Origin of the sequence: Kerstersia sp. (assembly GCF_052103615.1) — a bacterium.
Classification (GTDB): Bacteria; Pseudomonadota; Gammaproteobacteria; order Burkholderiales; family Burkholderiaceae_B; genus Kerstersia.
In genome coordinates, this window is record NZ_JBQEKA010000016.1 from 21200 (window position 1) to 43816 (window position 22617).

Genomic DNA, 22617 nt, shown 5'->3' on the forward strand with positions numbered 1-22617 from the left:
TGCTATCATCAGTCGCTCAGCAGCGGCCCAGGCCGCGCGCGCCGTTTTGCTGCGCGCTGTTTTGCTTTTTTGCGACTCTTTTTAACTGCGTCTGCCGGAACGATACCGGGGGCGCCCACAGACCGAGCCGGCATGCGTTCCAATCACTCCCGTTCCCGCGGTGCTGCTGTTCCGGGCGCCAGACGCCGCAGACCTTTTTCCGCGCAGAGGCTGGCCATCCTCGGAGTGTCGCTGCTGTTTGCCTTGGTGGCAGGCTGGTTTGGGCAGGACGGGGCGCCGCCAGCGGATGACAGACCGGCTGGCCGTGTCTCAGCCGATGGCCTGCGATCCGACGGCGCGGCTGCCGGACAATCGGCGGCGCAGTGGCCAGCGCTGCCGGCAGATCAGTACCGTTACACGCTGGCGGGACAGGTCGTGAATGTGGCCGATGGTGACACCCTGACGGTGCGGCCCGCCGGCCAGGCGCAGCGCCGCATCCGCCTGGCCAATATCGACGCGCCGGAAACCGGGGATGGCGCGGCCCGCCCCGGCCAGCCGTTTGGCGTCGCGGCCCGGCGTGAACTGGAGAGCCTGGTGGCGGGGCAGCAGGTTTCTCTGCAGTGCTATGAAGAAGACCATTACGGGCGTGACGTCTGCGATGTGCTGCTGGGGGGCAATGACAGCGCCAACCGGCGCATGGTGGCGGCTGGCTATGCCTGGGCCAATCAGCAAGGCAAGGGCAAGCATTTGCGCGACACTTATATGCTGACGCTGGAGCGCCAGGCAAGGGCCGCCAAGCAGGGAATCTGGGCTGAAACGGGGGCGATCCGGCCCTGGGTATGGCGCTATGATTGCTGGCAGCAGGGAAAGTGCTGACGCCATCAGCGGCGTTGCTGGCTGGGGCAGGCACACGGGGTAGTCGGATTGGAGCGGGGGACGGGGATGCGTGTATTGCGGTGGGCACGTTGGGGGGTCATGCTGGCTGCGGCAGGGCTGGCCGGTTGCGACCGGACGCCGGTAAACAGTCCATACGCCGATGGCGCCATGGCGGAAAATACGCTTTACACCACCTTCATCAGCCGGTCGCCCAAATCGCTGGATCCGGCCAAGTCCTACGCGACGGATGAAACGCCCTATACCTACAATATTTACGAGCCGCTGTACGGGTACCACTATCTCAAGCGGCCTTATGAACTGATCCCGCGCGCGGCGCAAGCCATCAGCGAACCGGCGTATTACGATGCGGCAGGCAAGCGTTTGCCGGCTGATGCGCCGGGCGACAGCATCGCGGAAAGTGTCTATGACATCCGCCTGCGCCCCGGCATTCTGTTCCAGCCGCACCCGGCATTTGCCCGCACCGAAGAGGGCGGCTACCGGTATTGGCCAGTAGCGGAAACGGATTTGCAGACGGTGGCTGGCGTGCCTGATTTTCCGGATACCGGCACGCGGGCGCTGACTGCGCACGACTATGTGTATGCCTTCCGGCGTCTGGCGCATCCGCGCCTGGCTTCTCCCATTCTTTCGGTGATGGCCGAGCACGTTGAAGGCATGGAGGACTACAGCGCCGGGCTCAAGCAAACCTATGACGAATTGCTGGCGGCATTCCGGCGCGAGCATCCTGACGCCGATAGGCGCGAGCTGCCCTGGCTGGATTTGCGGGAACATGGTTTTGCCGGTGTTCAGGCGCTGGACGACCATACGCTGCGGGTGCGCGTCAAAGGAAAATATCCTCAGTTCAAGTACTGGCTGGCCATGACCTTCCTGGCCCCCATCCCCTGGGAAGCGGATCGTTTCTATCACCAGCCAGGCATGGCCGAACGCGATTTGTCGCTGGATACCTGGCCGGTAGGAACCGGGCCGTATTATCTGGCGGAGTCGCTGCGCAACCGCCGCCATGTGCTGCAACGCAATCCCAACTTCCGGGGGGAGCCCTATCCCTGCGAAGGCGAGCCAGAGGATCAGGCGGCAGGCCTCTTGGAAGACTGCGGAAAAATGACGCCTTTTGTGGACCGCGCAGTGTTCAGCCTGGAAAAAGAAGCGATTCCCCTGACCGGGAAATTCATGCAGGGCTATTACGATTTGCCGCAGATGGAACGCGGTGAACTGGGCGTGGCCATGCGGGTCGCGGCCGGGGATTCCGCTGATAAGGCCGCGCGTTATGCCGAGCGGGGCATTCAATTGCCCAGCACGGTGGAAACAACCATTTGGTATATGGGCTTCAATTGGGATGATCCGGTGGTGGGCAAGGGGGATAGCCCTGAACAGGCGGAACGTAACCGCAAATTGCGCCAGGCCATCAGCATCGCATTTGACTGGGAAGAATACGTCGCGCTGTTTGAAAACAGCCAGGCGCTGGTTGCGCAAGGGCCGGTGCCGCCCGGTGTGCTGGGCTACGACGATGGCCCCGAAGGCATCAACACCCAAGTCTATGAGATTGCCGAGGGCAAGCCGGTACGCAAGTCTCTGGAAGAGGCTCAGCGCTTGCTGGCAGAAGCCGGGTATCCGGATGGCCGCGATGCCGAGAGCGGCCGGCCGCTGGTGCTGTTCTACGATTCCATGACCGGGGTTGGTTCAAACCCGGCGGAAGATTGGTACCGCCGTCAATTGGCCAAACTGGGCATACAGCTGGAAGTCCGGGCGACAGATTTCAACCGCTTCCAGGAAAAAATGCGTAATGGCAGCGCCCAGATCTTCATGTGGGGGTGGGTCGCGGATTATCCCGATGCCGAAAACTTCCTCTTTATGCTGTACGGCCCTAACGGCAAGGCGAAGTTCGGCGGGGAAAATGCGGTCAACTACGCCAATCCGGCATTCGATGCCTTGTTTGAACAGATGCGCTTTCTGGACGATGGCCCGGAAAAAAAGGCCTTGATCGACCGTATGGTTGCCATCCTGCAGCAGGATGCGCCCTGGATGTTCGGTTATTTCCCGATGTCCGGCGGGGCCTATCACCAGTGGCTGCATAATGCCAAACCGACCCAGATGGTACGCAATAATCTGCCTTATCTCCGGTTGGATGTCGCCCGCCGCGAGGAAAACGTAGCGCGCTGGAATCACCCGTCGTGGTGGCCATTATGGCTGGCGGGCGCCCTGGCTGCCGTGGGGGCGGCACTGGCGGTTCGCGCCTTGCGGCGCCGCGACCACCAGGCGGTGCGGCCTGACGGAGGCAAACAATCATGATGGCTTATACCTTGCGCCGCTTGCTGCACGGCGCCATCATCCTGATCGGGGTCAATCTGTTGACTTTTCTGCTGTTTTTCTGGGTCAACAGCACGGACGATATGGCGCGTGTGGCCATTGGCGGCCAGCGCATCAGCCAGCAGGCAGTCGAACAATGGAAAGCGGCGCATGGCTATGACAAGCCGCTGTTCTATAACGCCGAGGCGCCGGGCAGCGGCAAGCTCACCGATACCATTTTCTATACGCGTTCTGCGCCTTTGCTGGCGCTGGATTTCGGCCAGTCTGATGCTGGCCGGGATATCGGCCGGGAAATCCGCAACCGTATCGGGCCCAGCCTGGCGCTGGCCCTGCCTAGTTTCATCCTGGGCATGGCTGCCAGCATCGTGTTCGCCTTGTTATTGGTGTTTTTCCGCGCGACCCGCCTGGATTTCTGGGGGGTAGTTCTGTGCGTGGTGCTGCTGTCGATTTCCAGCCTGTTCTATATCATCGCCGGGCAATGGCTATTCGCCAAAGTCTGGCAGCTGGTGCCTTATTCCGGTTTCCAGCCGGGAACAGACATGATCCGTTTCCTGGCGCTGCCGATACTGGTGGCCGTGATTGCCAGACTGGGGCCTGAGGCACGGTTTTACCGCACGCTGTTCCTTGAAGAAATCGGCAAGGATTATGTGCGCACGGCGCGTTCCAAAGGTCTGCCGGAAACGGTGGTACTGTTCCGCCATGTGCTGCGCAACGCGCTGCTGCCTATCCTGACGGGCGCGGTGTCGGCCATTCCGTTGTTGTTCATGGGCAGCCTGGTGGCCGAGGCGTTTTTCGGAATTCCCGGCTTGGGCAGCTACACCATTGATGCCATCAACGCCCAGGATTTTTCCGTGGTGCGCGCGATGGTGTTTTTGGGGGCGTCACTCTATATCGTTGGCGTGTTGCTCGCGGATATTTCCTATACGCTGGCCGATCCCCGCGTCCGTTTCCAATAGGCGGCCCGCATGCCCAAGTTCGTTCTGCTCTGGACCGATGCCGCGCTTTTCCTGGTGTTGGCATTTTTGTTGATTTATGCCTGGCGGGTGCGCCGCTTGCCTGCCTTGCGCGCCAGCTGGCGCGAGGTTTTCCGGCGTGCGCCGGCTGCCTGCTCGGCACTGGTGCTGCTCGTTTTCGGCAGTATTGCATTGCTCGACAGCGTGCATTTCCGCCCGCAGCTGCCGCCGGTGCCGGGCGCCGCCGCCGACGCGCCGCCCAGCTATGCGCCGGTGGTGCGCTCCGCGCTGGATCTGCTGTTGGATAGCACGGCGCTGGCCTCCCGCGAGAAAACCTATTCGGCGCCGCTGTCGGCGTATCAGTTCACCAAAGAGTCTCTGTTGCTCGATGGCATAACGGTGCGGGATTTTCCGCGTCTGCGTTATGGCGGCGCGCATCTGGATGAACCAGAACGCCAGCGCGGCGGCGATATTGCGCGGCGAACGGCGATAGGCGCGGGCGCCGGCGTGCTGCTTGCCTTGCTGTTGGCGGCGGGGCGGCGGTGCTGGGCTGGCGCAGGGAGGGCTGGCGGCAGGCTGCGGCGGATGTGCTGGCACGGCGTACCGTCTATCCCTGGTTTGCCTTGTGGTGCACGGCCAGTTGCTTGCTGCTGCTGGTGGCGCTGGCCATCAGCCTGGCGGGCGATTATCACATTCTGGGGACTGACCGTACCGGTAATGATGTGCTGTGGCAGGCGCTGAAGAGTCTGCGCACGGCGCTGGTGATCGGTTTTCTGACCTTGCTGGCCATGCTGCCGCCAGCGCTGTTTTTCGGGATTGCGGCCGGATATTTCAAGGGCCGGGTGGATACCGTCATCCAGTATCTCTACACCATCCTGACATCCATTCCGGGCGTGCTGCTGATTGCGGCCTGCGTGCTGCTGATGCAGGGTTTCATCGACCGCCATCCGGAACTGTATGCCACGGCGGCGGAACGCGCCGACCTGCGTCTGTTTCTGCTGTGCATGGTGCTGGGGCTGACGGGCTGGGCTGGTCTGTGCCGCCTGTTGCGGGCCGAGGCCTTGAAGTTGCGCGAGCTGGAATATGTGCAGGCGGCGCGCGCGTTTGGGGTATCGCACTGGCGTATCATGCTGCGCCACCTGCTGCCCAATGTGACGCATATCGTGTTGATTACTGCGGTGCTGGAATTTTCCGGGCTGGTGTTGTACGAAGCGGTGTTGTCGTATCTGGGGATAGGTGTGGATGCGACGACCCGGTCGTTTGGTTCGATGATAGATATGGCGCGGCTGGAAATGTCGCGGGATCCGATGGTTTGGTGGAATCTCTTGACCGCGTTTGGCTTTATGCTGGCGCTCGTGCTGGCTGCCAATCTGTTTGCCGATGCGGTGCGCGATGCCTTTGACCCCAACGGGAATCATGCCCGCTCGCGCCGCCGCCTGATGCGCCGCGGGCGCCTGGCGCCAGCGGCCAGGGCACTGCCGCCTGAGGCGCAAGCAGCCAGGGGGGAAGCGAAATGAATCAGAAAAAAACAGCAGGGGCGGCAGCGGGTGTGCTGCTGGAAGTCAGCGGTCTGGATGTGGATGTCGATACCGGGCTGGATGATGTCAGGGTGGTGAAAGAGCTGGCCTTCAGTATCGCCCGGGGGGAAACCTTTGCGCTGGTGGGCGAATCAGGCAGCGGCAAGAGCATGACGGCGCTGGCGCTGATGCGCTTGCTGCCCGCGGCAGCGCAACTGAGCAGCGGCACCGTGCGCCTGGCCGGAGAGGAAATATCCGGCGTATCGGAACAGGCCATGCGGCGTGTGCGCGGCGGGCGGATAGGCATGATTTTTCAGGAGCCTTCGACCAGCCTGAATCCGGTTATGCGCGTGGGTGACCAGATCATGGAAACGCTGCAGGCCCATACCAGCCTGCGCGGCGCCGCCTTGCGTGAGCGGGCCGTACGCTGGCTGGACCGCGTTGGCATTGCCGACGCCGCAGTCCGGATAGAGGATTATCCCTTCCAGTTTTCCGGCGGCCAGAAGCAACGCATCATGATTGCGATTGCGCTGGCGGCCGAACCGGCATTGCTGATCGCGGACGAGCCGACCACGGCGCTGGATGTGACTGTGCAGGCCCAGATTCTGGATCTGCTGGCGGATATCCAGCGGGAATTGGAAATGGCCGTGCTGCTGATCAGTCATGACCTGGCTGTTGTGCAGCGCGTGGCCGATCATGTGGCGGTCATGCGGCATGGCGAGGTGCTGGTCAGCGCGCCCGCCGAGGTGTTTTTCAGGCAGGCGGGGCACCCCTATGTGCAGCAGTTATTCGATGCCATTCCTTCCTATGACAAGCGCGGCCGCCCTTTGAGCGGCACGGCGGCATCCCGGCCGGCAGGCGTAACGGATGCGATGGAGGCCGCCGGGGCCGCTGGCGCAATGGCCATGGAGCACGGCGCGGCGCATTCTGGCTGGCAGCCGCTGGCCGAGGGCGTGCCGGCGTTGTCGGTGCGGAATCTGACCGTGTCTTATCCCGTCGGCGGTGGCGGCTGGCTGCGCCGGCGCGCGCGCAAACCGGTGGTCGATGGCTTGTCTTTTGAGCTGCAGGCAGGCGAGACCCTGGCTTTGCTGGGCGAATCCGGTTGCGGCAAGACCACGACGGGCAAGGCCTTGCTGCGTTTGCTTGATGCCCAGGCTGAAGTGGGCGGAGAGGTCAGCTTGCAAGGGGCCGATGTGTTCCGGGCCGATCGCCGCGCCATGCGCCGCTTGCGGCGCGGTATTCAGATCGTGTTTCAGGACCCCTATGGCTCGCTGGATCCGCGCATGCGTGTCGGCCAGGCCATAGAAGAAGGCCTGGTGTCGCTGCGTCCCGAATGGGATAAGGCGGAGCGCCAGCGCCGTATTGCCAGCTTGCTGCAGCGTGTCGGTCTGCCGGAAGATGCGGCCCTGCGCTGGCCGCATGAGTTTTCCGGCGGCCAGCGCCAGCGCATTGCAATTGCCAGGGCCTTGGCCGTCGAGCCGGCAGTGCTGGTGCTCGACGAGCCGACGTCGGCCCTGGATGTGTCCATTCAGGCGCAGATTCTGGATTTGCTGCGCGAATTGCAGGCAGAAACCGGTATGGCGTATCTGTTTATCACCCACAACTTCAGTGTCGTGGAGTACATGGCCGACCGTATTGCCGTCATGGAAGCCGGGAAAATTGCCGAGATCGGGGCGGCGCAGCAAGTGCTGGAGCAGCCGCAATCACAAGCAGCCAAGCGTCTGCTGGCTGCCGTGCCGCGTTTGGCCCTGGGCGATCCTGCCTGAGCAGCGCCAGGCGGATCTGCCTGGGGCGTTTCAGTAAGGGTCGGCAGGACGTGCCGCCTGCATTTGTCCGCAGGCATCCCGCAGCGCAGCGGCAAAACGCATGGTATTGGGGTGGGCGCGGCTGTCGCGGCGCGTGAAGAGCGCGATGGGGGGCAGCTGCCAGCCCAGCGTATAGGGCACGATGGCCACACCGGCGACGCGCACCAGTTCATTGGCAATATCGGCGGGCACGATGGAAATGGCCTGTTCGCTGCCAGCAATCAGCGTGCCAATCAATTCCGTTGAGTGGCTTTCCATCAGGGGGAGCGGCGGTGTGATGCCCGCCCGCAGGAATAAGCCGGCTACTTCTTCGCGCATGGGGGTGCCGGGCGCGCCAAGAATCCAGTCGAATTCGGCCAGCGCCTGCCAGTCCAGCGGGCGGCGGCTCAATTGCGCGGCCAGCCGGCGGTTGGCAATCAGCCGCGGCGGCTGGAGATAGAGCCGTTCAAAGTCCAGCCCTTCCAGATTCAAGGCCGGGTCGGCACGGCCGATGGCAGCGTCCAGGCTGTGATCGCGCAGCTGGATCAGCAATTGCGCGCTCGTGCCTTGATGAATGCGGGCGGCCAGGCGCGGCGTGTCTTGCTGCAAGCGGGTCAGGGCATCACACAGAACACGGCTGGAGACAAACGGGGTGGCGCCGATTTGCAGACGGGCGGCTAGCCCGGCGCCGGAGGCTTGAACGTCATGCACCAGATGACCGAGATCATTGATGATGACTGACGCGCGGGCCAGCACGATATGCCCCAGCGGGGTTGGCGCCATGCCGCGCGAAGAACGGTCAAACAGCGGCGCGCCGAACAGGGCTTCCAGTTCGCTCAGGGTGTTGGTGATGGCTGGCTGGCTGGTGGCAAGTTGTTCGGCCGCACGGGTGAGTGAACCATGCTGCTGGATCAGCAGCAAGAGTTGCAGATGGCGCATTTTCAGGCGCGCGGACAAGCGGCGGGCGAGCAGCTGCGGGTCGTGCGCGGCCAGGCTTTTGTCTTCGGACGCAGCAGTGGCGGATGCGCGCCTGACGGGCTGGGCAGGGGGCACAGGGGGCGTATCAGGCGCAGCGGGCGCATCTGGCGCGGCGGGCGTGTCGGACATGGGCGCAAGGTATAACAAAAAGGTTATGGGGGAATCATATAACAAAATAATTTCATTATGCGTTGAGCCATAGAATGGGATCCATCAACAGAAGGAGCTGGATCATGGCCAATAAAGACCGCGAAGCCGCATTGCACTATCACGAGTTCCCGGTGCCGGGAAAATTGTCCGTTATCTCCAGCAAACCGCTGGTGACGCAGCGGGATCTGGGCTTGGCTTATACGCCTGGCGTGGCAGCGGTCTGCGAAGAAATCGCGGCAGATCCGGCCAATGCCGCCCGCTATACCGGCCGCGCCAATCTGGTGGGCGTGATTACCAACGGCACGGCGGTTTTGGGCCTGGGGCATATTGGCGCGCTGGCTTCCAAACCGGTGATGGAAGGCAAGGCCGTGCTCTTCAAGCAGTTCGCCGGGATTGATGTCTTTGATATTGAAATCAACGAGACCGACCCCGACAAACTGGTGGATATTGTTGCCAGCCTGGAGTCAACCTTCGGGGGCATCAATCTTGAAGATATCAAGGCGCCTGAATGCTTCACCGTGGAACGCAAGCTGCGCGAGCGCATGAGCATTCCGGTCTTTCATGATGATCAGCACGGCACCGCGATTTGTGTGGCGGCCGCTTTCATCAATGGCCTGAAGGTCGTGCAAAAGGATATTGCCGAGGTCAAAGTCGTGGTCTCAGGCGCGGGTGCGGCAGCGCTGGCCTGCCTGGAGCTGCTGGTGGATCTGGGCCTGCCGCGCCAGCATATCTGGGTGACGGATATCGAGGGTGTGGTCTATGAAGGCCGGACCGCCTTGATGGACGAAACCAAGGCGCAGTATGCGCAAGTGACGGAGGCCCGTACGCTGGCCGAAGTGATAGACGGCGCGGATGTCTTTCTGGGCTTGTCTGCCGGGGGTGTGCTCAAGGCTGATATGTTGCGCGGCATGAGCGCGCGGCCGTTGATTCTGGCCTTGGCCAACCCCACGCCGGAAATCACGCCTGAACTGGCGCATGCCACGCGTGGCGATGTGGTTATGGCGACAGGCCGTTCCGATTTCCCCAATCAGGTCAATAACGTTCTGTGCTTTCCCTATATTTTCCGGGGAGCGTTGGACGTTGGCGCCCGCACCATTACCCGGGCCATGGAAAAGGCGGCGGTCTATGCGATTGCCGGACTGGCGCAGGAAGAGCAGAGCGATGTGGTAGCGGCGGCCTATGGCGGCAGCGATGCGCGTTTCGGCCCGGAATATCTGATTCCCAAACCGTTTGATCCGCGTTTGCTGGCCCGCGTGGCGCCTGCCGTGGCCCTGGCGGCGATGGATGATGGCGTGGCGACGCGCCCCATCGTCGATATGGATGCCTATGTCGAGCAGTTGCGCCAGTTTGTGTATCACTCGGGCGCCTTCATGAAGCCGGTATTCGCGGCGGCCCGCCAGCAGGTGAAACAAGGCGGCAAGGCGCGCATTGTGTTCACGGAAGGCGAAGAAGAACGGGTCTTGCGCGCGGTGCAGGTGATTGTGGATGAAAAGCTGGCGCGGCCGATTCTGGTCGGGCGCCCGCAAGTGTTGCTGGCCCGGATTGAAAAGTATGGCCTGCGCCTGCGTCTGGGGCAAGATGTGGAAGTCACCAATCCGGAATATGACGAGCGCTTCCATCAGTACTGGACCAGTTATTGGGAAATGCGCTGCCGGGACGGCGTGACCAAGGAAATGGCGCGGGTGGAAATGCGCCGGCGCCTGACGCTGATCGGCGCCATGATGGTCAAGCTGGGCGATGCCGATGGCATGATTTGCGGTACGGTGGGGGCCTATCACGATCACTTGCGTTTTGTGGATCAGGTGATTGGCATGAAGCCGGGCACGCGCACGTACGGTGCCATGAATATTCTGCTGCTGGGCGAACGCACGCTGGCGCTGGTCGATACCCATGTCAATGATGACCCGACGGCAGAACAGATCGCGGAATTTACGGTCGCAGCAGCCGATCGCATGGCTTGCCTGGATTTGCAGCCCAAGGTGGCTTTGCTGTCGCGCTCCAATTTCGGGTCCGGCAGCTCGGCGTCCGGCATCAAGATGCGCCGTGCCTTGGAATTGGTGCGCGAAGCGGCGCCTCATCTGGAAGTCGATGGGGAAATGCATGGCGATAGCGCGCTGGATGAGGCCTTGCGTTTGCGGCAGCTGCCGGATTCGCCCCTGAAGGGCGCGGCCAATCTGCTGGTATGCCCCAACGTGGACGCAGGCAATATTGCCTATAACCTGTTGAAGACGGCGGCCGGGCGCAATGTGGCGGTGGGGCCGTTCCTGCTGGGGGCGGCGGCGCCTGTGCATATTCTGACTTCCAGTTCCACGGTGCGCCGTATCGTGAACATGGCGGCACTGGCCGTGCTGGATGCCAACCGGGAAGACGCGCTGCGCTGATCACTGGCCGTGCGTGCCGGGGTGCTGCTGGCCCCGGCGCGCTTTGTCCTACAGGCTTGGGCCAGGCCTGGGTCTGAAGGACACATGGGCTTAGCTGCTTTTGACGCTTGGCGCTTGGCGGTCTTGCTGTTTGGCTGTTGAGTCATGCCATAAAAAAACCTGTACCGGTTTTACGCGGGTACAGGTTTTTTTATGCGCTTATTGCCTGGCAGGAGAGTCCCCAGCCAGGCAGAGCGGCATTACATCACGCGGCTGCGGTACTCGCCGGTGCGGGTGTCGATTTCAATCTTGTCGCCGATTTCGCAGAACAGCGGCACGTTGATATCGAAGCCCGTCGTGGTCTTGGCAGGCTTGAGCACCTTGCCGGACGTGTCGCCACGCACTGCGGGTTCGGTGTAGCTGATTTCACGCACGACGATGGTGGGCAGTTCCACGGAGATGGCGCGGCCATCGTAGAACACCACTTCAACCTGCATGCCTTCTTCGAGGTAGTTCAGGGCATCGCCCATGCTGTCGGCTTCGACTTCGTACTGGTTGTACTCTTCATCCATGAAGACGTACATCGGGTCGGCGAAGTAGGAGTAGGTGCAGTCCTTGCGTTCCAGCAGCACAACTTCGAATTTTTCGTCAGCCTTGTAAACCAGTTCGCTGCCCGAGCCGGTGAGCAGATTCTTGAACTTCAGTTTTACGACCGCGGCGTTGCGGCCAGACTTGTTGTATTCGGCTTTCTGGACCACGAGGGGCTCGCTGCCCACCATGATCACGTTGCCCACGCGCAGTTCCTGTGCGGTCTTCATGATTTAAAAACTCCGGTATTTTCAGCAAAAGTGCTGGCCGGTCGCGCTCGGAAGGCCGGGACGGGACACGAACAGGCGCGACTTGACAAAGCTCACCATTCTATCATGGATCATGCGGCTCGCAGTCGCGGCATCGCGGCAGGGGTGGGTGGTTGCCAGCACGTCAGGCGGGGCGCGGACAGCGCAAGCGGCGCCGGGGTGAGCCGGTGCGCAGGGTGTCAGCGGGCAGCCAGTTTTTCCAGGCAGAAGCTCACTAATTGCTGGCCCAGATCGGCTTGCCGCGCCAGTTGGTCGCTATCGTGGCGGGCCTGTTTCTGCCAGTCCTGCCAGGCGGGGGCATCAAGCAGGGCAGGCCAGGAGATGACGGGTTGGGAGCTGGCAGGGCTGGGGCCGGCGGGGACGGTATTGCTGGATGCCGCACGGTTCCAGCCGGCAAATGCGGCCTGAACGGCGGGAGCCAGGCTGCCGCAGCCTAGCCAGGCTTGCAGCTTTTCCAGGTGAGCATCATCGGTTTGCGGATAGATATGCCAAAGCAGCGGGCGGCCAGCCCAGATGGCGCGCACCAGGGAATCCTCACCCCGGATCAGGTTCAGATCGGCGCTCCAGAGCAGACGGTCGAAAGCTTCCTGGCGCACGAACGCGTGCCGGGCAATGTGCAGATTGCCCGTGCGCCCGGCAGCCAGCGAGGGCGCGACCCCTTCCGGGACCAGCAGCAGGGTGGGGCGGGGGCTTTGGGCCAGCGCCTGGGTCAAGGCTGCCAGCGGGGCATGGGGATAGCAGAAAAGATTGATCAGGCGGCTGCCCGGTGTTTGCCAGTGCGCCAGCGCCTCGGCAGCTAGCCACAGCGATTGCAGCAAACCCGTTGCCTGTGTCTTGTCCGCCTGCCAGCTGTCGCGCGCCGCCAGCAGGCCGGGTTCACGCAGCAGCCCGCCTGTGCCTGGCAAAAAACCCGGAAAGAAAAAGTATTTGGGCACGCCGTTGGCCTGCAAGGAGGGCAGCAGGTGGCAGCCGGTGACCCAGTCTTCGGCGCTCAGATATTCCAGATTCAGCCAGAGATGGCGTTGGGGATCCAATTGCGCAAGATAGTCAGCAGGCGGGTCGCAAGCGAACGCCTCGATGCAGATGTCCAGCGGCGCCAGAGCGGGAGGTGTCTGGCTCCAATGCACCAGTTCTATGCCATCTAATTGGCCCACGCCATTTTGAAATGCTGCCGTCGGTTCCAGTTTGGCCAGGGCTTCCGGGGCATCCAGCCATAAACGGATGCGCCAGCCATGGTGGCGCGTGAGCTGACGCGCCAGGCGCAGGCACACGCCGATGTCGCCATAATTGTCGATCACGCGGCAAAACAGGTCGGCAGACGGAGTGCTGGGAGTTGCGGTCATGGCAGGCGCGGCGGGGCAGGCTTGGTGTGCGGGCGTGGTGTGCTGGCTTGGGACAGGCTTGGGACAGGCTTGGGGCAGTGTGCTGGGGGGAGAGTAAAGGGCTAAGCGCTGCCCCTAGCCCTGCTCATGTCAGTGGAAAGTGCCGGGCGCGATGTCCAGGTCTTCAGGCAGTTCGGCGTGTACCATTTCTCCGACCGCATTGGGGAAGAGCGGGCCGCCGCAGTCGTCACAATTTTCAGGGGGGAACACGCCGGGCAGCCGCCGGATTTCATGCACGCCCAGCGCATTGAGATGCGCGGAAATTTGCTCCAGCATGGCTTGGTACAAGTCTGTCGCGTCACCATCTATGTCTTCATCACGGCCGAAAATCGGCCAGATGCAGCCGTAATAGACGTCATTGCTATCGCGCACGCCCAGGCTGATGCGGAATTCTTCGGGGCCGCCCGCGCTGCAACGGCAGATCACGGCGCGCAATTGCCCGGTTTCCAGTCCGACAGAGGTATGCAGCCAGTTAACTGCTGCGGTCAGCGCCAGGGGGCGGATATGTTTGTCCGAGTCGCGGTTGCTGACGTAATAGGCATCGGGCAGCATGATTTCCACCGCGCATCCGGGCAGCAGCGCGGCAAAACTGGGGCCAGCCTGCTCCGCCCAGGCGGCCTGGCAGCTTTCGCGGCTGGCAGGGGTATCGCTGGCCGTTTCCTGCCAGGCAAACAACGCTTCGCCCTCCGGTACCGCGACGGCGCCAACCAGATAGCGCGTATCGGCCAGCATGGGCGGCACATCGGCATCCGCGCGGCTCGGCAGGCGGGTGGCGCGTTTGCCCAAAGCCTGATTGCCCAGGGCTTGCAGCCATTGCCAGGTTTCCGAGAAACTGCGTGGCAATTGATCGACGCCGATCAGCTGGGGATACAACGCAAGTTTGGCCTGGCTGGAAAGAATATGCCCGCTCATCTGGGCTGTCAGGGCTTCCAGGTGGCGCGCCGGGATGCCCCCATGGGGGATTTGAAAACGTGTCCAGGCCAGCACGGGCGCGGTAATGAGCACCACATCGTAGCGTTGCTCGTCGGCCGCGAGCGTCGTTGATTCAGACAGGGTCTCGATCAGTTCGACCAGCAGCCCGTAGGCATTCTGGTCGTTTTGCAACAGGTGTTCCAGCGCGTTTTCCAGCGCGGCATCGTTGCCGGTGCGCAGCAAGCGCCCCAGCAGCATTTCCAACTGTTTTTCCCAGTAGCGGTCTTCCGTGCGGCAACCGGATTGGCCCAGCGCCGTGGCGAGGGAAACAAGGCGGGCGGCATCGCGGGACGGGCGTTGGGAGGAGCGTTGGGTGGGGAACATGTGTGAGGAATCAGGCCGGTAATCTGCGTGTGACCATGCGCCAAAGCGCAGGCCCCGCCAGACGCCAAACAGGCCGGGCGGGGAGCGTGAGACTTGAAGTCGGGGCTTGCGGAAGTGCTCTGCCTGGCAGCGGCCTGGGCTTGAATCTGGGAAACCAGTGCCTGGGCCGGCGCGGGCGGGCAGCCAGCAAGCCGTGAAACAGAGATTGTAGCGGGACTGCGCGCAGGCTGGCAGCCGCCCGTGATAAAGCTTGTGTCTGCGTCTTGCAGGCCGGTCAGGAAACAGACGGGTCCGTGGCGGCGTGCGCCGCGGGATGCCCAGTAGGAAGGGAAGCCTGCCGGGCGTGGGGCCGTTCGCAGGAACGTTCGGCCCGGCAGGATTGCTACCGTCCGGACAGGCGCAGGCATGCCCGGACGTTATGCTGGCGTCAGCGGCAGGCGTCAGCGGCAGGCATCAGCGGCAGGCATCAGCGCAGCAGTTCGCGCAGCACGAAGGGCAGAATGCCGCCGTGATTGTAGTAATCCACCTCGATAGGCGTGTCGATGCGCAGCAGCACCGGTACGCGGTCGGTTTTCCCGTCTGCCCGGTGGATGACCAGCGTGACATCCTGTTGCGGCTGGATACCGTTTTCCAGGCCTTCGATGTCATAGGTTTCGTGGCCGGTGATGCCCAGCGATTGGACGCTGTCGCTACCCTTGAATTGCAGGGGCAGGACGCCCATGCCGACCAGGTTGCTGCGGTGAATGCGCTCGAACGAACGGGCGATCACAGCCTTGACGCCCAGCAGTTGCGTGCCTTTGGCTGCCCAGTCACGCGATGAACCAGTGCCGTATTCTTCACCGCCGAACACGACAGTAGAGACGCCTTCGCTGATATAGCGCATGGCGGCATCGTAGATGGAGAGTTGTTCGCCGCTGGGCTGGAACAAGGTTTCCCCGCCTTCGAAACGCGTGCCATCAGGCAGCGGCGGAATCATGAGGTTTTTGATGCGCACGTTGGCGAAAGTGCCGCGCATCATGATTTCGTGATTGCCGCGGCGCGAACCGTAGCTGTTGAAGTCCCCCTTGCTGACGCCATGGGCGATCAGCCAGCGGCCTGCAGGCGAAGTTTCCTTGATGGCGCCGGCCGGGGAAATGTGGTCGGTGGTCACCGAATCGCCAAAAATGCCCAGCGCCCGTGCATTACGTACTTGCGGCATGGGGGCAGGCGTCATGCCGAAGTTTTCGAAGAAAGGCGGCTGTGCGATATAGGTGGAGGTCGGCCAATCGTAAACGTCGCCGGTTGCGCCTTCAATGCGTTGCCACAGGACGCCGGGGTCGCTGCGGATCTGCGAATAGTTGGCGCGGAAGGCTTCCGGGTTCAAGGCAAAGCGCAGCAGCGCATTGATTTCTTCGCTGCTGGGCCAGATGTCGCGCAGATAGACCGGCTGCCCGGCGCTGCTGGTGCCCAGAGGCTGCGTAGAGAGATCGACCGTGACATTGCCGACCAGCGCATAGGCCACGACCAGCGGCGGGGAGGCCAGGAAGTTGGCCTTGATGTTCGGGTGGATGCGCGCTTCGAAGTTGCGGTTGCCGGACAGCACCGCCGCGCACACCAGATCATTGGCGACAATGGCTTCATTGATATCTGCCGTCAGGTCGCCGGCGTTGCCGATACAGGTCGTGCAGCCGTAGGCCGCGACGTTGAAGCCCAGTTTTTCCAGATAGGGCAGCAGGCCGGTTTTCTGCAGGTAACCCGTTACCACACGCGAGCCAGGGGCGAGTGACGTCTTGATATGGGGGGCGACATGCAGCCCCGCTTCAACAGCCTTCTTGGCCAATAGACCCGCCGCCAGCAGGACGCTGGGATTGGATGTGTTGGTACAGGAGGTAATGGCTGCGATCAGGACGTCGCCATTGTGCAGTGTGGTGCCTGTGCTGGTGGCGAAAGGCGCATCCAGTTTGCTGGCCGGCTGGGAAAAACCGTTTTCCGTCACCGGTTTGGAGAACAAATCGGTAAACGTGGCGGCAACCTTGGGCAGCTCGATGCGGTCCTGCGGGCGCTTGGGGCCAGCCAGCGACGGCACGACGGTGCTCAGATCCAGTGTCAGCAGCTTGCTGTAGGTAATGTCGCTGGCAGCGGGAACGCCATACATGCCCTGTGCCTGGAAATAGGCCTTGAGCGCGGCGATTTCTTCTTCCGTGCGCCCGGTGCCGACGAAGTAGTCGATCGTACGGTCATCCACCGGGAAAAAGCCCATGGTTGCGCCGTATTCCGGGGCCATGTTGCCGATGGTGGCGCGGTCAGGGACAGCCAGACTGGCGGTGCCTTCACCACAGAACTCGACAAACTTGCCGACTACTTTTTCGCGGCGCAGCATTTCGGTGATGGTTAGCACCAGATCAGTGGCGGTCACGCCTTCACGCAGCTTGCCCTTGAGTTCCACGCCCACGACGTCCGGGGTCAGGAAGTACATGGGCTGGCCCAGCATGCCGGCTTCGGCTTCAATACCGCCCACGCCCCAGCCCACCACACCGATACCGTTGATCATGGTGGTATGACTGTCGGTGCCGACCAGCGTATCGGGGTAATAGACATCATCGGTCGAGCGGTGCACGCCGCGCGCCAGATATTCCAGATTCACCTGGTGCACAATGCCGAACCCCGGCGGCACGACGCCGAAGGTATCAAAGGCCTGCATGCCCCATTTCATGAACTGATAGCGTTCCTTGTTGCGATGGAACTCCAGCTTCATGTTCAGATCCAGCGCATCCGGCGTCCCGTAATGGTCGATCATGATCGAGTGATCCACGACCAGATCAACGGGAACCAGCGGCTCGATGCGCTTGGGATTGGCGCCCATGGATTTGGCGACATCGCGCATGGCGGCAAGGTCGGCCAGCAGCGGCACGCCAGTGAAATCCTGCAGCACCACACGCGCCAGGACAAAGGGAATTTCTTCTTCACGCTTGGCATTGGGCTGCCAGTTCGCCAGTTGGCGAACATGCTCTTCCGTAATTTTCTTGCCGTCACAGTTGCGCAGGACGGACTCAAGCACGATACGGATGGAAACAGGCAGGCGTTGGATATCAATGCCCAGCTCCCGGCCCAGGGCGGGCAGCGAGTAGAACTTGCCGCGGCGCTGGCCGACGGTGAATTCATGCAGGGTATTGAGGGTGTTGTGCGGCATGTGGGACTCCTTGGTTCTATCCTGAAATCAGGGAAGGCCACGCACCTGCTGTCATCCATGCTTGCCTGGCAGGGAGATGGCGAGGTCACCCAGGCAGGCGCTATGCGCTGTGCCTGGCCGTGGCAAGGAAAGCCCGGCCCTGGGGCCGAAATTTCCATACTCGGCTGCCGCAGGCGAAGACAAACCGCGGCGTTGAACTGCGGATAAAGCCAGTCTAGCGCAGACAGCGGCCTTAGTCATGGGGAATCTGCGCCACGCTGAAATGGGTATAAGCCGATCTTTTTGAGACTGATTCGCAGTGCCATGATGGTGGCCATTCCAATTGCCAGCGCCATGGGGCCGGATCTTCGATGAGAACGCAACGAACACTGAGAGGCTTGCCTTTGGGCGTGCCGGCCATATTGGCGCCGCTGTGTCTGGGCGCATGTGTCGCACCGGTGCGGCCGCCGCTGCCGGCCGACCCATGGCCGGGCGTGGTGGCGCCGGGCCGCTACGATTTTTCCTGGCGTTTGTCGGGGCAGCGCGAATTGGCGCCTTTGCAAGTGTTCGACGATGGCAACAACACCTGGCTGCAATTTCCGCCACAGCAGACCTTGCCAGCCATTTTCGTGGCCGATGCCAGCGGCGAGCGTCTGGCAGCCTATGAAACAGCTGGCCCCTATTTGCGTGTGCGGGGAGTCTGGCCCAGCCTGGTGTTTCGGGGCGGCAGCCGGCAGGCCAGGGCGCAATATGCGGGCAGCGCCCGGGCGCAAACCCTTGAAGATGCCGGTTTGTCCATGGCGGCGCAGCCGGTAGCGGCCAGCGTCATGGATGCGGCGGCGCCCAGCCTGGCACAGGCCGGTGAGGGCCATCAGCCAATCAGCGCGCCTGGCGTGGCATTCATGCCTGCGCTGGCGCCGGCCGCGGGCATTTCCGGCGGGGCGGCGCCACTGGGCCTGTCCGCCACAGAGGAACGCTACACGGCTGGCACGAGTGACGGCAATATGCGCCGTGTGTTGGGGCAATGGGCCCAGCGCGCCGGCTGGACCTTCGATCCCTGGCATTGGGATGTCAGCATGGATGTGCCGCTGGCGGGCAATGCGGAATTTGGGAGCGACTTCATGCAGGCCGTCCGCCAATTGCTGGCGGCGACAGAGCTGTCTGGCCAGCCCTTGCAACCGTGCTTTTATAACAACCGTGTCTTGCGTGTCGTGGCCTGGACCCAGCCATGCGACCGCCATGCCCAGCCTGGCGGAGGTGCGGCATGATACGCGCTGGCAGCGGGCAGGGCGGATCAGGCCGGGTGCGGCATTGGGTATGGCTGCTTGGGCTGGCCGGCAGCGGCGTGGGGTGCGGCATGGCGCCAGCCTTGCAGCAGGTGGATACGGCCCAGTATCGCGCCGAAGCCAGCCAGGCGCAGCACGCGGCTGAGTTTCAAGGCGCTTTTGACCCGGCGGCGCGGCAGGCGGCGCAAATCGTTGATAAGCCATGGCTGGCCGGGCCGCCACAGCCGCTGGCGCGTGATGCGATTTTGCCGCCAGCCCTGCGCGGCGAAATTGACACCACCTTGCTGTTCTCGCCAGGGCGCGGCAGCCTGACACTGCTGGGGGAACGCATTTATCGCGCAACAGGCATACCGGTGCGCATTTCCCCTGAAGCCTTGTTGCCCGCGGAAGCCTTTTTGCCGCGCCTGACGGTTGACGCTGGCCCGGCGCCGGAACCACCGCTCGCGCCGGAGTTGCCCAATGGCCCGCTGCCCTTGCCGCAATTGCTTGATGCGCTGGCGCACAGGCTGAATCTGTCGTGGCGTTATGCGGATGGCGCCATTGTGTTCTTCCGGACGGAAAGCCGGGTGTTCGATGTCCGCTTGCTGACGCTGGATGCCACCGCTGATATCCGGCTTGGACGGGCATCCAGCAGTGAATCCGGCGGTTTCAGCAGCACGGCGGAAACCGCGCTGGCCTTGCGCGGCGACGATGCAATGGCAGCCCTGAAAGCCAGGATAGAACCCATGCTGACACGTGCGGGAACGCTGGCAGCCGTATCCGGCGCAGGGCAATCCATTGTTGTGACAGACACGGCTGAAGCCCTGGACCGGGTTGCACGGTTCCTGGCGCATGAAAACCGCGCGCTGACGCGCCGGATCAAACTGGTATTTGAAGAAGTCACCCTGGAATTGGATGACGAGCATCAACAGGGGGTGGACTGGAATCTGCTGTATGGCGGCGGGGGCGCTTTGCTGCGCACCATCATGCCGGGGGGCATGGCGCCGGCCGATGGCAGCGGGCAATGGGATGCGCGTGTGCAACGCGGAGGCTTCCAGGGGTCACAAGGCATTCTGGATGCGGTGAAACAGGTGGGGAAAGTGGTGCGCCACACGCGGGTGCCGATATACACCCTGAACCGGCGTCCGGTCACGCATGCCGTGCGCCGCACTTTTTCCTACATCGACGAAGTCCAGACGACGACAGTACCGGCGGCAACAGGCTCAGGCGCAGCGTTTTCGCTGCCGTCCGTTTCCATCAGCCAGAAGGAAGCGACCGTTGGCGTTTTCCTGACTTTGCTCCCGGACGCGCAGGCAGACGGCCAGATATTGCTGTCGATCGCCTATGACAACAGTGTGGCCCAGCCTTTGAAAAGCATCACTTTTGGCGAGGCCGGGCAGCAGGTGCAGATTCAGCAGATCACGGTCGAAGGCAATGGCGCCGTGCAGCAAGTGGCGCTGCAGCCTGGACAGGTGGTCGTGATTTCAGGCTTTGAAAGAAACGAGGACGAGTCCGCCTCGCGCCGCGTGGCGCCAGGCTGGCCGTTGGCGGCTGGAGGGCGGGACCGCGCGGCGCAAAAACGCCGGACATCACTCCTGCTGGTATCAGCTCAGCAGGAAGAGGGGGTGTGACATGCCGAGCCTAGCGTCATCGCAAGTGCCGTTTTCCGACAAGCAGGAAACGTCGGCTGCGGCGCCGTGGGCGCCAGCCTGGACGGAAGATGGCAGGGGGGTGATCAGTCTGGATATGAAGAGCGATGCCCAAGGCCAGCCTTGCCGGCTTGTGTTCGGCCTGAGCTGGCGCCCTCTGATGGGCAGCCATCTGGCCCGGCAGGCGGTGCAGCGGGCGCGGGCGCTCAAGGCCACGCATTACGCCTGGCGCGGAGAGATGGCGGCGAGCGTAGCGTGCGCCCGCTGGCGGCGCGTGGAAACGCGCGGGCAGCCGCGCTATGCCGCAGCGCTGCTGGCAGCCCAGCTATGCGGCCAGGGGACGTTCGCATTGTGCCTGGATGGCGGCGAACGGGGGATTTGGCTGCTGGCTGTGCACGATGGTGCTGTCATTGCCGGGACGGATCTCTGGTATGCCACGGTGGATGCGGCGGCGCAGGCTTTGCAAGGGTTGCAGCAGCGCTATCCGACCTTGCGCGAGGCGCAGCTGGGGGACACGGTCGAAGCCTTTCTGGCGGCAGCGGCGGCGGCGGGGGCGGCCGTCTGGGACGGGGCGCGCCTGCAGCGCGTCTCGTACGCTTTCCGCTGGCCCTGGTGGGGCGGCATGGCTGGCGTGCTGTGGCTGGTCTGGTGGGCAGGGTGGGGGCCGGTATTCGGTGTGGCGCAGAACGGGCCGGCAGCCCAGGATGCGGAGCAAGTCTGGCTTGGGGTCTATGACGATTATGCCGCGGTGCGGCGGGTGCATGACAGCGCTTCTTTGCGCGGTTTGCTGCAAGGTGTGGCCGATCTGCCGCTCAGGCGTCAAGGCTGGGTGCTGGAACAGGCGGAGTGCCGCGCCAATCTGGCCGGATGGCGTTGTGCCGGACGCTACCGGCGTGCGGTCAGTGTGGCGGATAACAATGATCTGGCGCACCGGTGGCCGGCGGATTGGCAGGTGCAGTATGAAGGCTTGGACCAGGCCCGCGTCACTTGGCAGATTGCGGGTGGCAGAGCCATGGATTGGCGCCGCCTGCCTTCCCAGCAGGTGCTGCTGCGTGGGCCGGTGGCCTTGCTGCAGCGGCAGGCGCCGGTATTCGATCAAGTGTCGCTGGGGGCGGCGCAGACGGTGGCTTTGGCTGAACCCCAGGGAGAGGACGGCATGCCTTTGCCGGTGCTGGCGCATCTGCCTGTGCTGGTGGAGCGTCCGCTGCTGCTGTCTGGCGCCCTGCGTGGTTTGCCTTTGTTGCAGGACTTGCATTGGCCGGTGTACTGGGAGCGCCTGACGATAGAGGTCAAACCGCCATCGGTGGCGCCGGCCGTTCAAGAGTCTAGGCTGGTGGCGCATTTGCAAGGAGTGATCTATGGCCGGCAATAAGTGTGGCGGGCGCAAAGGCGTGCGCGCTGGAATGGGTGCGGTGGTGCTGGCGGGGGCGAGCCTGGCCGTGGCGGATGACAGCCCGCCCGTGCAGGATGCGCCTGTGTCCAAGGACGAAAAGAGCTGGCTGGACGGCATGCAGATGCGGGATTGGCTGAACCGGGAAACGGATAGGGCCTGGCGTGCCGAACAGCACCAAACCGATGTCAGGGAGGCGGGGCCAGCCGCAGGGAGCGTTCGCGCCAGCGTGGAGCGCGGCAATGCGGCAGGCCATAGGATGGCGGCAAGGCCTGACGGTTCGCAGGACGACCTTGCCCGGCCGCGCCTGCAAGCCCTTTATGGGAGTGGCGCCTACAAGGCAGCAGAGCTGGAAATCGCCGGAACCCGTTATGTCCTCGCCACGGATCGTGCCGGGCGGCTCGCGCCGCAACGCGCGGCGGATTATCAGTTGATTGCGATTCATGGGCAGTGCGTGTATTTGCGTCGGGCGGGTGTGCGGACGGACCTTTGCTGGCGTGAGCGCGCGCCTGAGGAGCGCTGAGATGGCATGGATCAACCTGCCTGGGAAAATGGCCAGGCCCGATAGGCAGCACAAAGAGCAGCACGAAAGGCTGCACCAAGGGCAGCATAAAGAGCAGCACCAAGGGCAGCACCAAGGGCAGCACCAAGGGCAGCACCAAGGGCAGCACCGGGCGCGGGCAATTGCATCAGGCGGTGTGACAGGGAGTA

16 protein-coding genes are annotated in these 22617 nt (G+C 63.1%); 11 read left to right on the forward strand and 5 right to left on the reverse strand.

Features of this window, described 5'->3' with window-relative positions; translation table 11 throughout:
- The first annotated feature begins 225 nt into the window (after window positions 1–225).
- The 6 genes from ACTJGZ_RS06105 to ACTJGZ_RS06130 all read left to right on the forward strand — a co-directional run bounded on the left by ACTJGZ_RS06105 (window position 226) and on the right by ACTJGZ_RS06130 (window position 7413).
- On the forward strand, window positions 226–855 hold the full coding sequence (locus tag ACTJGZ_RS06105; RefSeq protein WP_441662055.1) for a thermonuclease family protein: 630 nt from the start codon (window positions 226–228) through the stop codon (window positions 853–855).
- Between the two features lie 66 nt (window positions 856–921).
- A complete protein-coding gene (locus ACTJGZ_RS06110; protein ID WP_441662056.1) occupies window positions 922–3159 on the forward strand; it encodes an ABC transporter substrate-binding protein in 2238 nt (745 codons plus the stop codon).
- A complete protein-coding gene (locus ACTJGZ_RS06115) occupies window positions 3156–4133 on the forward strand; it encodes an ABC transporter permease (RefSeq protein ID WP_441662057.1) in 978 nt (325 codons plus the stop codon). Before ACTJGZ_RS06110 ends, ACTJGZ_RS06115 begins: the two co-directional genes overlap by 4 nt.
- Before the next feature lie 9 nt (window positions 4134–4142).
- Window positions 4143–4871 carry a hypothetical protein gene (locus ACTJGZ_RS06120; RefSeq protein WP_441662058.1) on the forward strand — a complete coding sequence of 243 codons (729 nt, stop codon included), beginning with the start codon at window positions 4143–4145 and terminating at the stop codon, window positions 4869–4871.
- Window positions 4775–5647: an ABC transporter permease gene (locus ACTJGZ_RS06125; RefSeq protein ID WP_441662059.1), complete on the forward strand. Its 873-nt coding sequence runs from the start codon at window positions 4775–4777 to the stop codon at window positions 5645–5647. Before ACTJGZ_RS06120 ends, ACTJGZ_RS06125 begins: the two co-directional genes overlap by 97 nt.
- Window positions 5644–7413, forward strand: coding sequence for an ABC transporter ATP-binding protein (locus ACTJGZ_RS06130; RefSeq protein WP_441662060.1), 1770 nt, complete (start codon window positions 5644–5646; stop codon window positions 7411–7413). Before ACTJGZ_RS06125 ends, ACTJGZ_RS06130 begins: the two co-directional genes overlap by 4 nt.
- Window positions 7414–7443: 30 nt before the next feature.
- On the opposite strand, the gene ACTJGZ_RS06135 is transcribed toward ACTJGZ_RS06130, so the two are convergent.
- Entirely contained in the window at window positions 7444–8370 is a 927-nt protein-coding gene (locus tag ACTJGZ_RS06135) for a LysR substrate-binding domain-containing protein (RefSeq protein WP_441662077.1), read from the reverse strand.
- 272 nt (window positions 8371–8642) lie between these two features.
- Here ACTJGZ_RS06135 and ACTJGZ_RS06140 point away from each other — a divergent pair, with 272 nt between their 5' ends.
- Window positions 8643–10940, forward strand: a complete 2298-nt coding sequence (locus tag ACTJGZ_RS06140; RefSeq protein WP_441662061.1) for an NADP-dependent malic enzyme — start codon at window positions 8643–8645, stop codon at window positions 10938–10940.
- Window positions 10941–11179: 239 nt separating this feature from the next.
- Here the strand turns inward: ACTJGZ_RS06140 and efp are convergent, their stop codons facing one another.
- The 4 genes from efp to acnA all read right to left on the reverse strand — a co-directional run bounded on the left by efp (window position 11180) and on the right by acnA (window position 17623).
- The gene (efp, locus tag ACTJGZ_RS06145) at window positions 11180–11737 is read right to left on the reverse strand and encodes an elongation factor P (RefSeq protein ID WP_441662062.1); all 558 of its coding nucleotides are present in this window, start codon (window positions 11735–11737) and stop codon (window positions 11180–11182) included.
- A 218-nt stretch (window positions 11738–11955) separates the two neighbouring features.
- Window positions 11956–13119 carry an elongation factor P maturation arginine rhamnosyltransferase EarP gene (gene earP / locus ACTJGZ_RS06150; RefSeq protein WP_441662063.1) on the reverse strand — a complete coding sequence of 388 codons (1164 nt, stop codon included), beginning with the start codon at window positions 13117–13119 and terminating at the stop codon, window positions 11956–11958.
- Between the two features lie 129 nt (window positions 13120–13248).
- Window positions 13249–14454 (reverse strand): DUF2863 family protein, encoded by a 1206-nt coding sequence (locus ACTJGZ_RS06155; protein ID WP_441662064.1) that lies wholly within the window; start codon window positions 14452–14454, stop codon window positions 13249–13251.
- 466 nt (window positions 14455–14920) lie between these two features.
- Complete coding sequence (acnA, locus tag ACTJGZ_RS06160) at window positions 14921–17623, reverse strand: aconitate hydratase AcnA (protein WP_441662065.1); 2703 nt, start codon at window positions 17621–17623, stop codon at window positions 14921–14923.
- 350 nt (window positions 17624–17973) lie between these two features.
- Here acnA and ACTJGZ_RS06165 point away from each other — a divergent pair, with 350 nt between their 5' ends.
- From ACTJGZ_RS06165 to ACTJGZ_RS06180, 4 genes are read left to right on the forward strand one after another with little or no spacing between them, the layout of a single operon-like run.
- Window positions 17974–18870: a TcpQ domain-containing protein gene (locus tag ACTJGZ_RS06165; protein WP_441662066.1), complete on the forward strand. Its 897-nt coding sequence runs from the start codon at window positions 17974–17976 to the stop codon at window positions 18868–18870.
- The gene (locus ACTJGZ_RS06170; RefSeq protein ID WP_441662067.1) at window positions 18867–20498 is read left to right on the forward strand and encodes a hypothetical protein; all 1632 of its coding nucleotides are present in this window, start codon (window positions 18867–18869) and stop codon (window positions 20496–20498) included. Before ACTJGZ_RS06165 ends, ACTJGZ_RS06170 begins: the two co-directional genes overlap by 4 nt.
- 1 nt (window position 20499) lies before the next feature.
- Window positions 20500–21888, forward strand: coding sequence for a hypothetical protein (locus ACTJGZ_RS06175; RefSeq protein ID WP_441662068.1), 1389 nt, complete (start codon window positions 20500–20502; stop codon window positions 21886–21888).
- Entirely contained in the window at window positions 21875–22429 is a 555-nt protein-coding gene (locus ACTJGZ_RS06180) for a hypothetical protein (protein ID WP_441662069.1), read from the forward strand. The genes ACTJGZ_RS06175 and ACTJGZ_RS06180 overlap by 14 nt, the downstream gene beginning before the upstream one ends.
- Window positions 22430–22617: the final 188 nt, after the last annotated feature.

Bases quoted from the DNA above. Each gene is read 5' to 3' on its own strand.
- ACTJGZ_RS06115 (WP_441662057.1), top strand. From the start codon at position 3,156: ATGATGGCTTATACCTTGCGCCGCTTGCTGCACGGCGCCATCATCCTG.
- ACTJGZ_RS06165 (WP_441662066.1), top strand. From the start codon at position 17,974: ATGAGAACGCAACGAACACTGAGAGGCTTGCCTTTGGGCGTGCCGGCC.
- earP (WP_441662063.1), bottom strand. From the start codon at position 13,119: ATGACCGCAACTCCCAGCACTCCGTCTGCCGACCTGTTTTGCCGCGTG.
- ACTJGZ_RS06180 (WP_441662069.1), top strand. From the start codon at position 21,875: ATGGCCGGCAATAAGTGTGGCGGGCGCAAAGGCGTGCGCGCTGGAATG.
- ACTJGZ_RS06155 (WP_441662064.1), bottom strand. From the start codon at position 14,454: ATGTTCCCCACCCAACGCTCCTCCCAACGCCCGTCCCGCGATGCCGCC.
- ACTJGZ_RS06135 (WP_441662077.1), bottom strand. From the start codon at position 8,370: ATGCGCCATCTGCAACTCTTGCTGCTGATCCAGCAGCATGGTTCACTC.
- ACTJGZ_RS06120 (WP_441662058.1), top strand. From the start codon at position 4,143: ATGCCCAAGTTCGTTCTGCTCTGGACCGATGCCGCGCTTTTCCTGGTG.
- ACTJGZ_RS06140 (WP_441662061.1), top strand. From the start codon at position 8,643: ATGGCCAATAAAGACCGCGAAGCCGCATTGCACTATCACGAGTTCCCG.
- ACTJGZ_RS06110 (WP_441662056.1), top strand. From the start codon at position 922: ATGCGTGTATTGCGGTGGGCACGTTGGGGGGTCATGCTGGCTGCGGCA.
- ACTJGZ_RS06130 (WP_441662060.1), top strand. From the start codon at position 5,644: ATGAATCAGAAAAAAACAGCAGGGGCGGCAGCGGGTGTGCTGCTGGAA.
- ACTJGZ_RS06175 (WP_441662068.1), top strand. From the start codon at position 20,500: ATGCCGAGCCTAGCGTCATCGCAAGTGCCGTTTTCCGACAAGCAGGAA.
- efp (WP_441662062.1), bottom strand. From the start codon at position 11,737: ATGAAGACCGCACAGGAACTGCGCGTGGGCAACGTGATCATGGTGGGC.
- acnA (WP_441662065.1), bottom strand. From the start codon at position 17,623: ATGCCGCACAACACCCTCAATACCCTGCATGAATTCACCGTCGGCCAG.
- ACTJGZ_RS06170 (WP_441662067.1), top strand. From the start codon at position 18,867: ATGATACGCGCTGGCAGCGGGCAGGGCGGATCAGGCCGGGTGCGGCAT.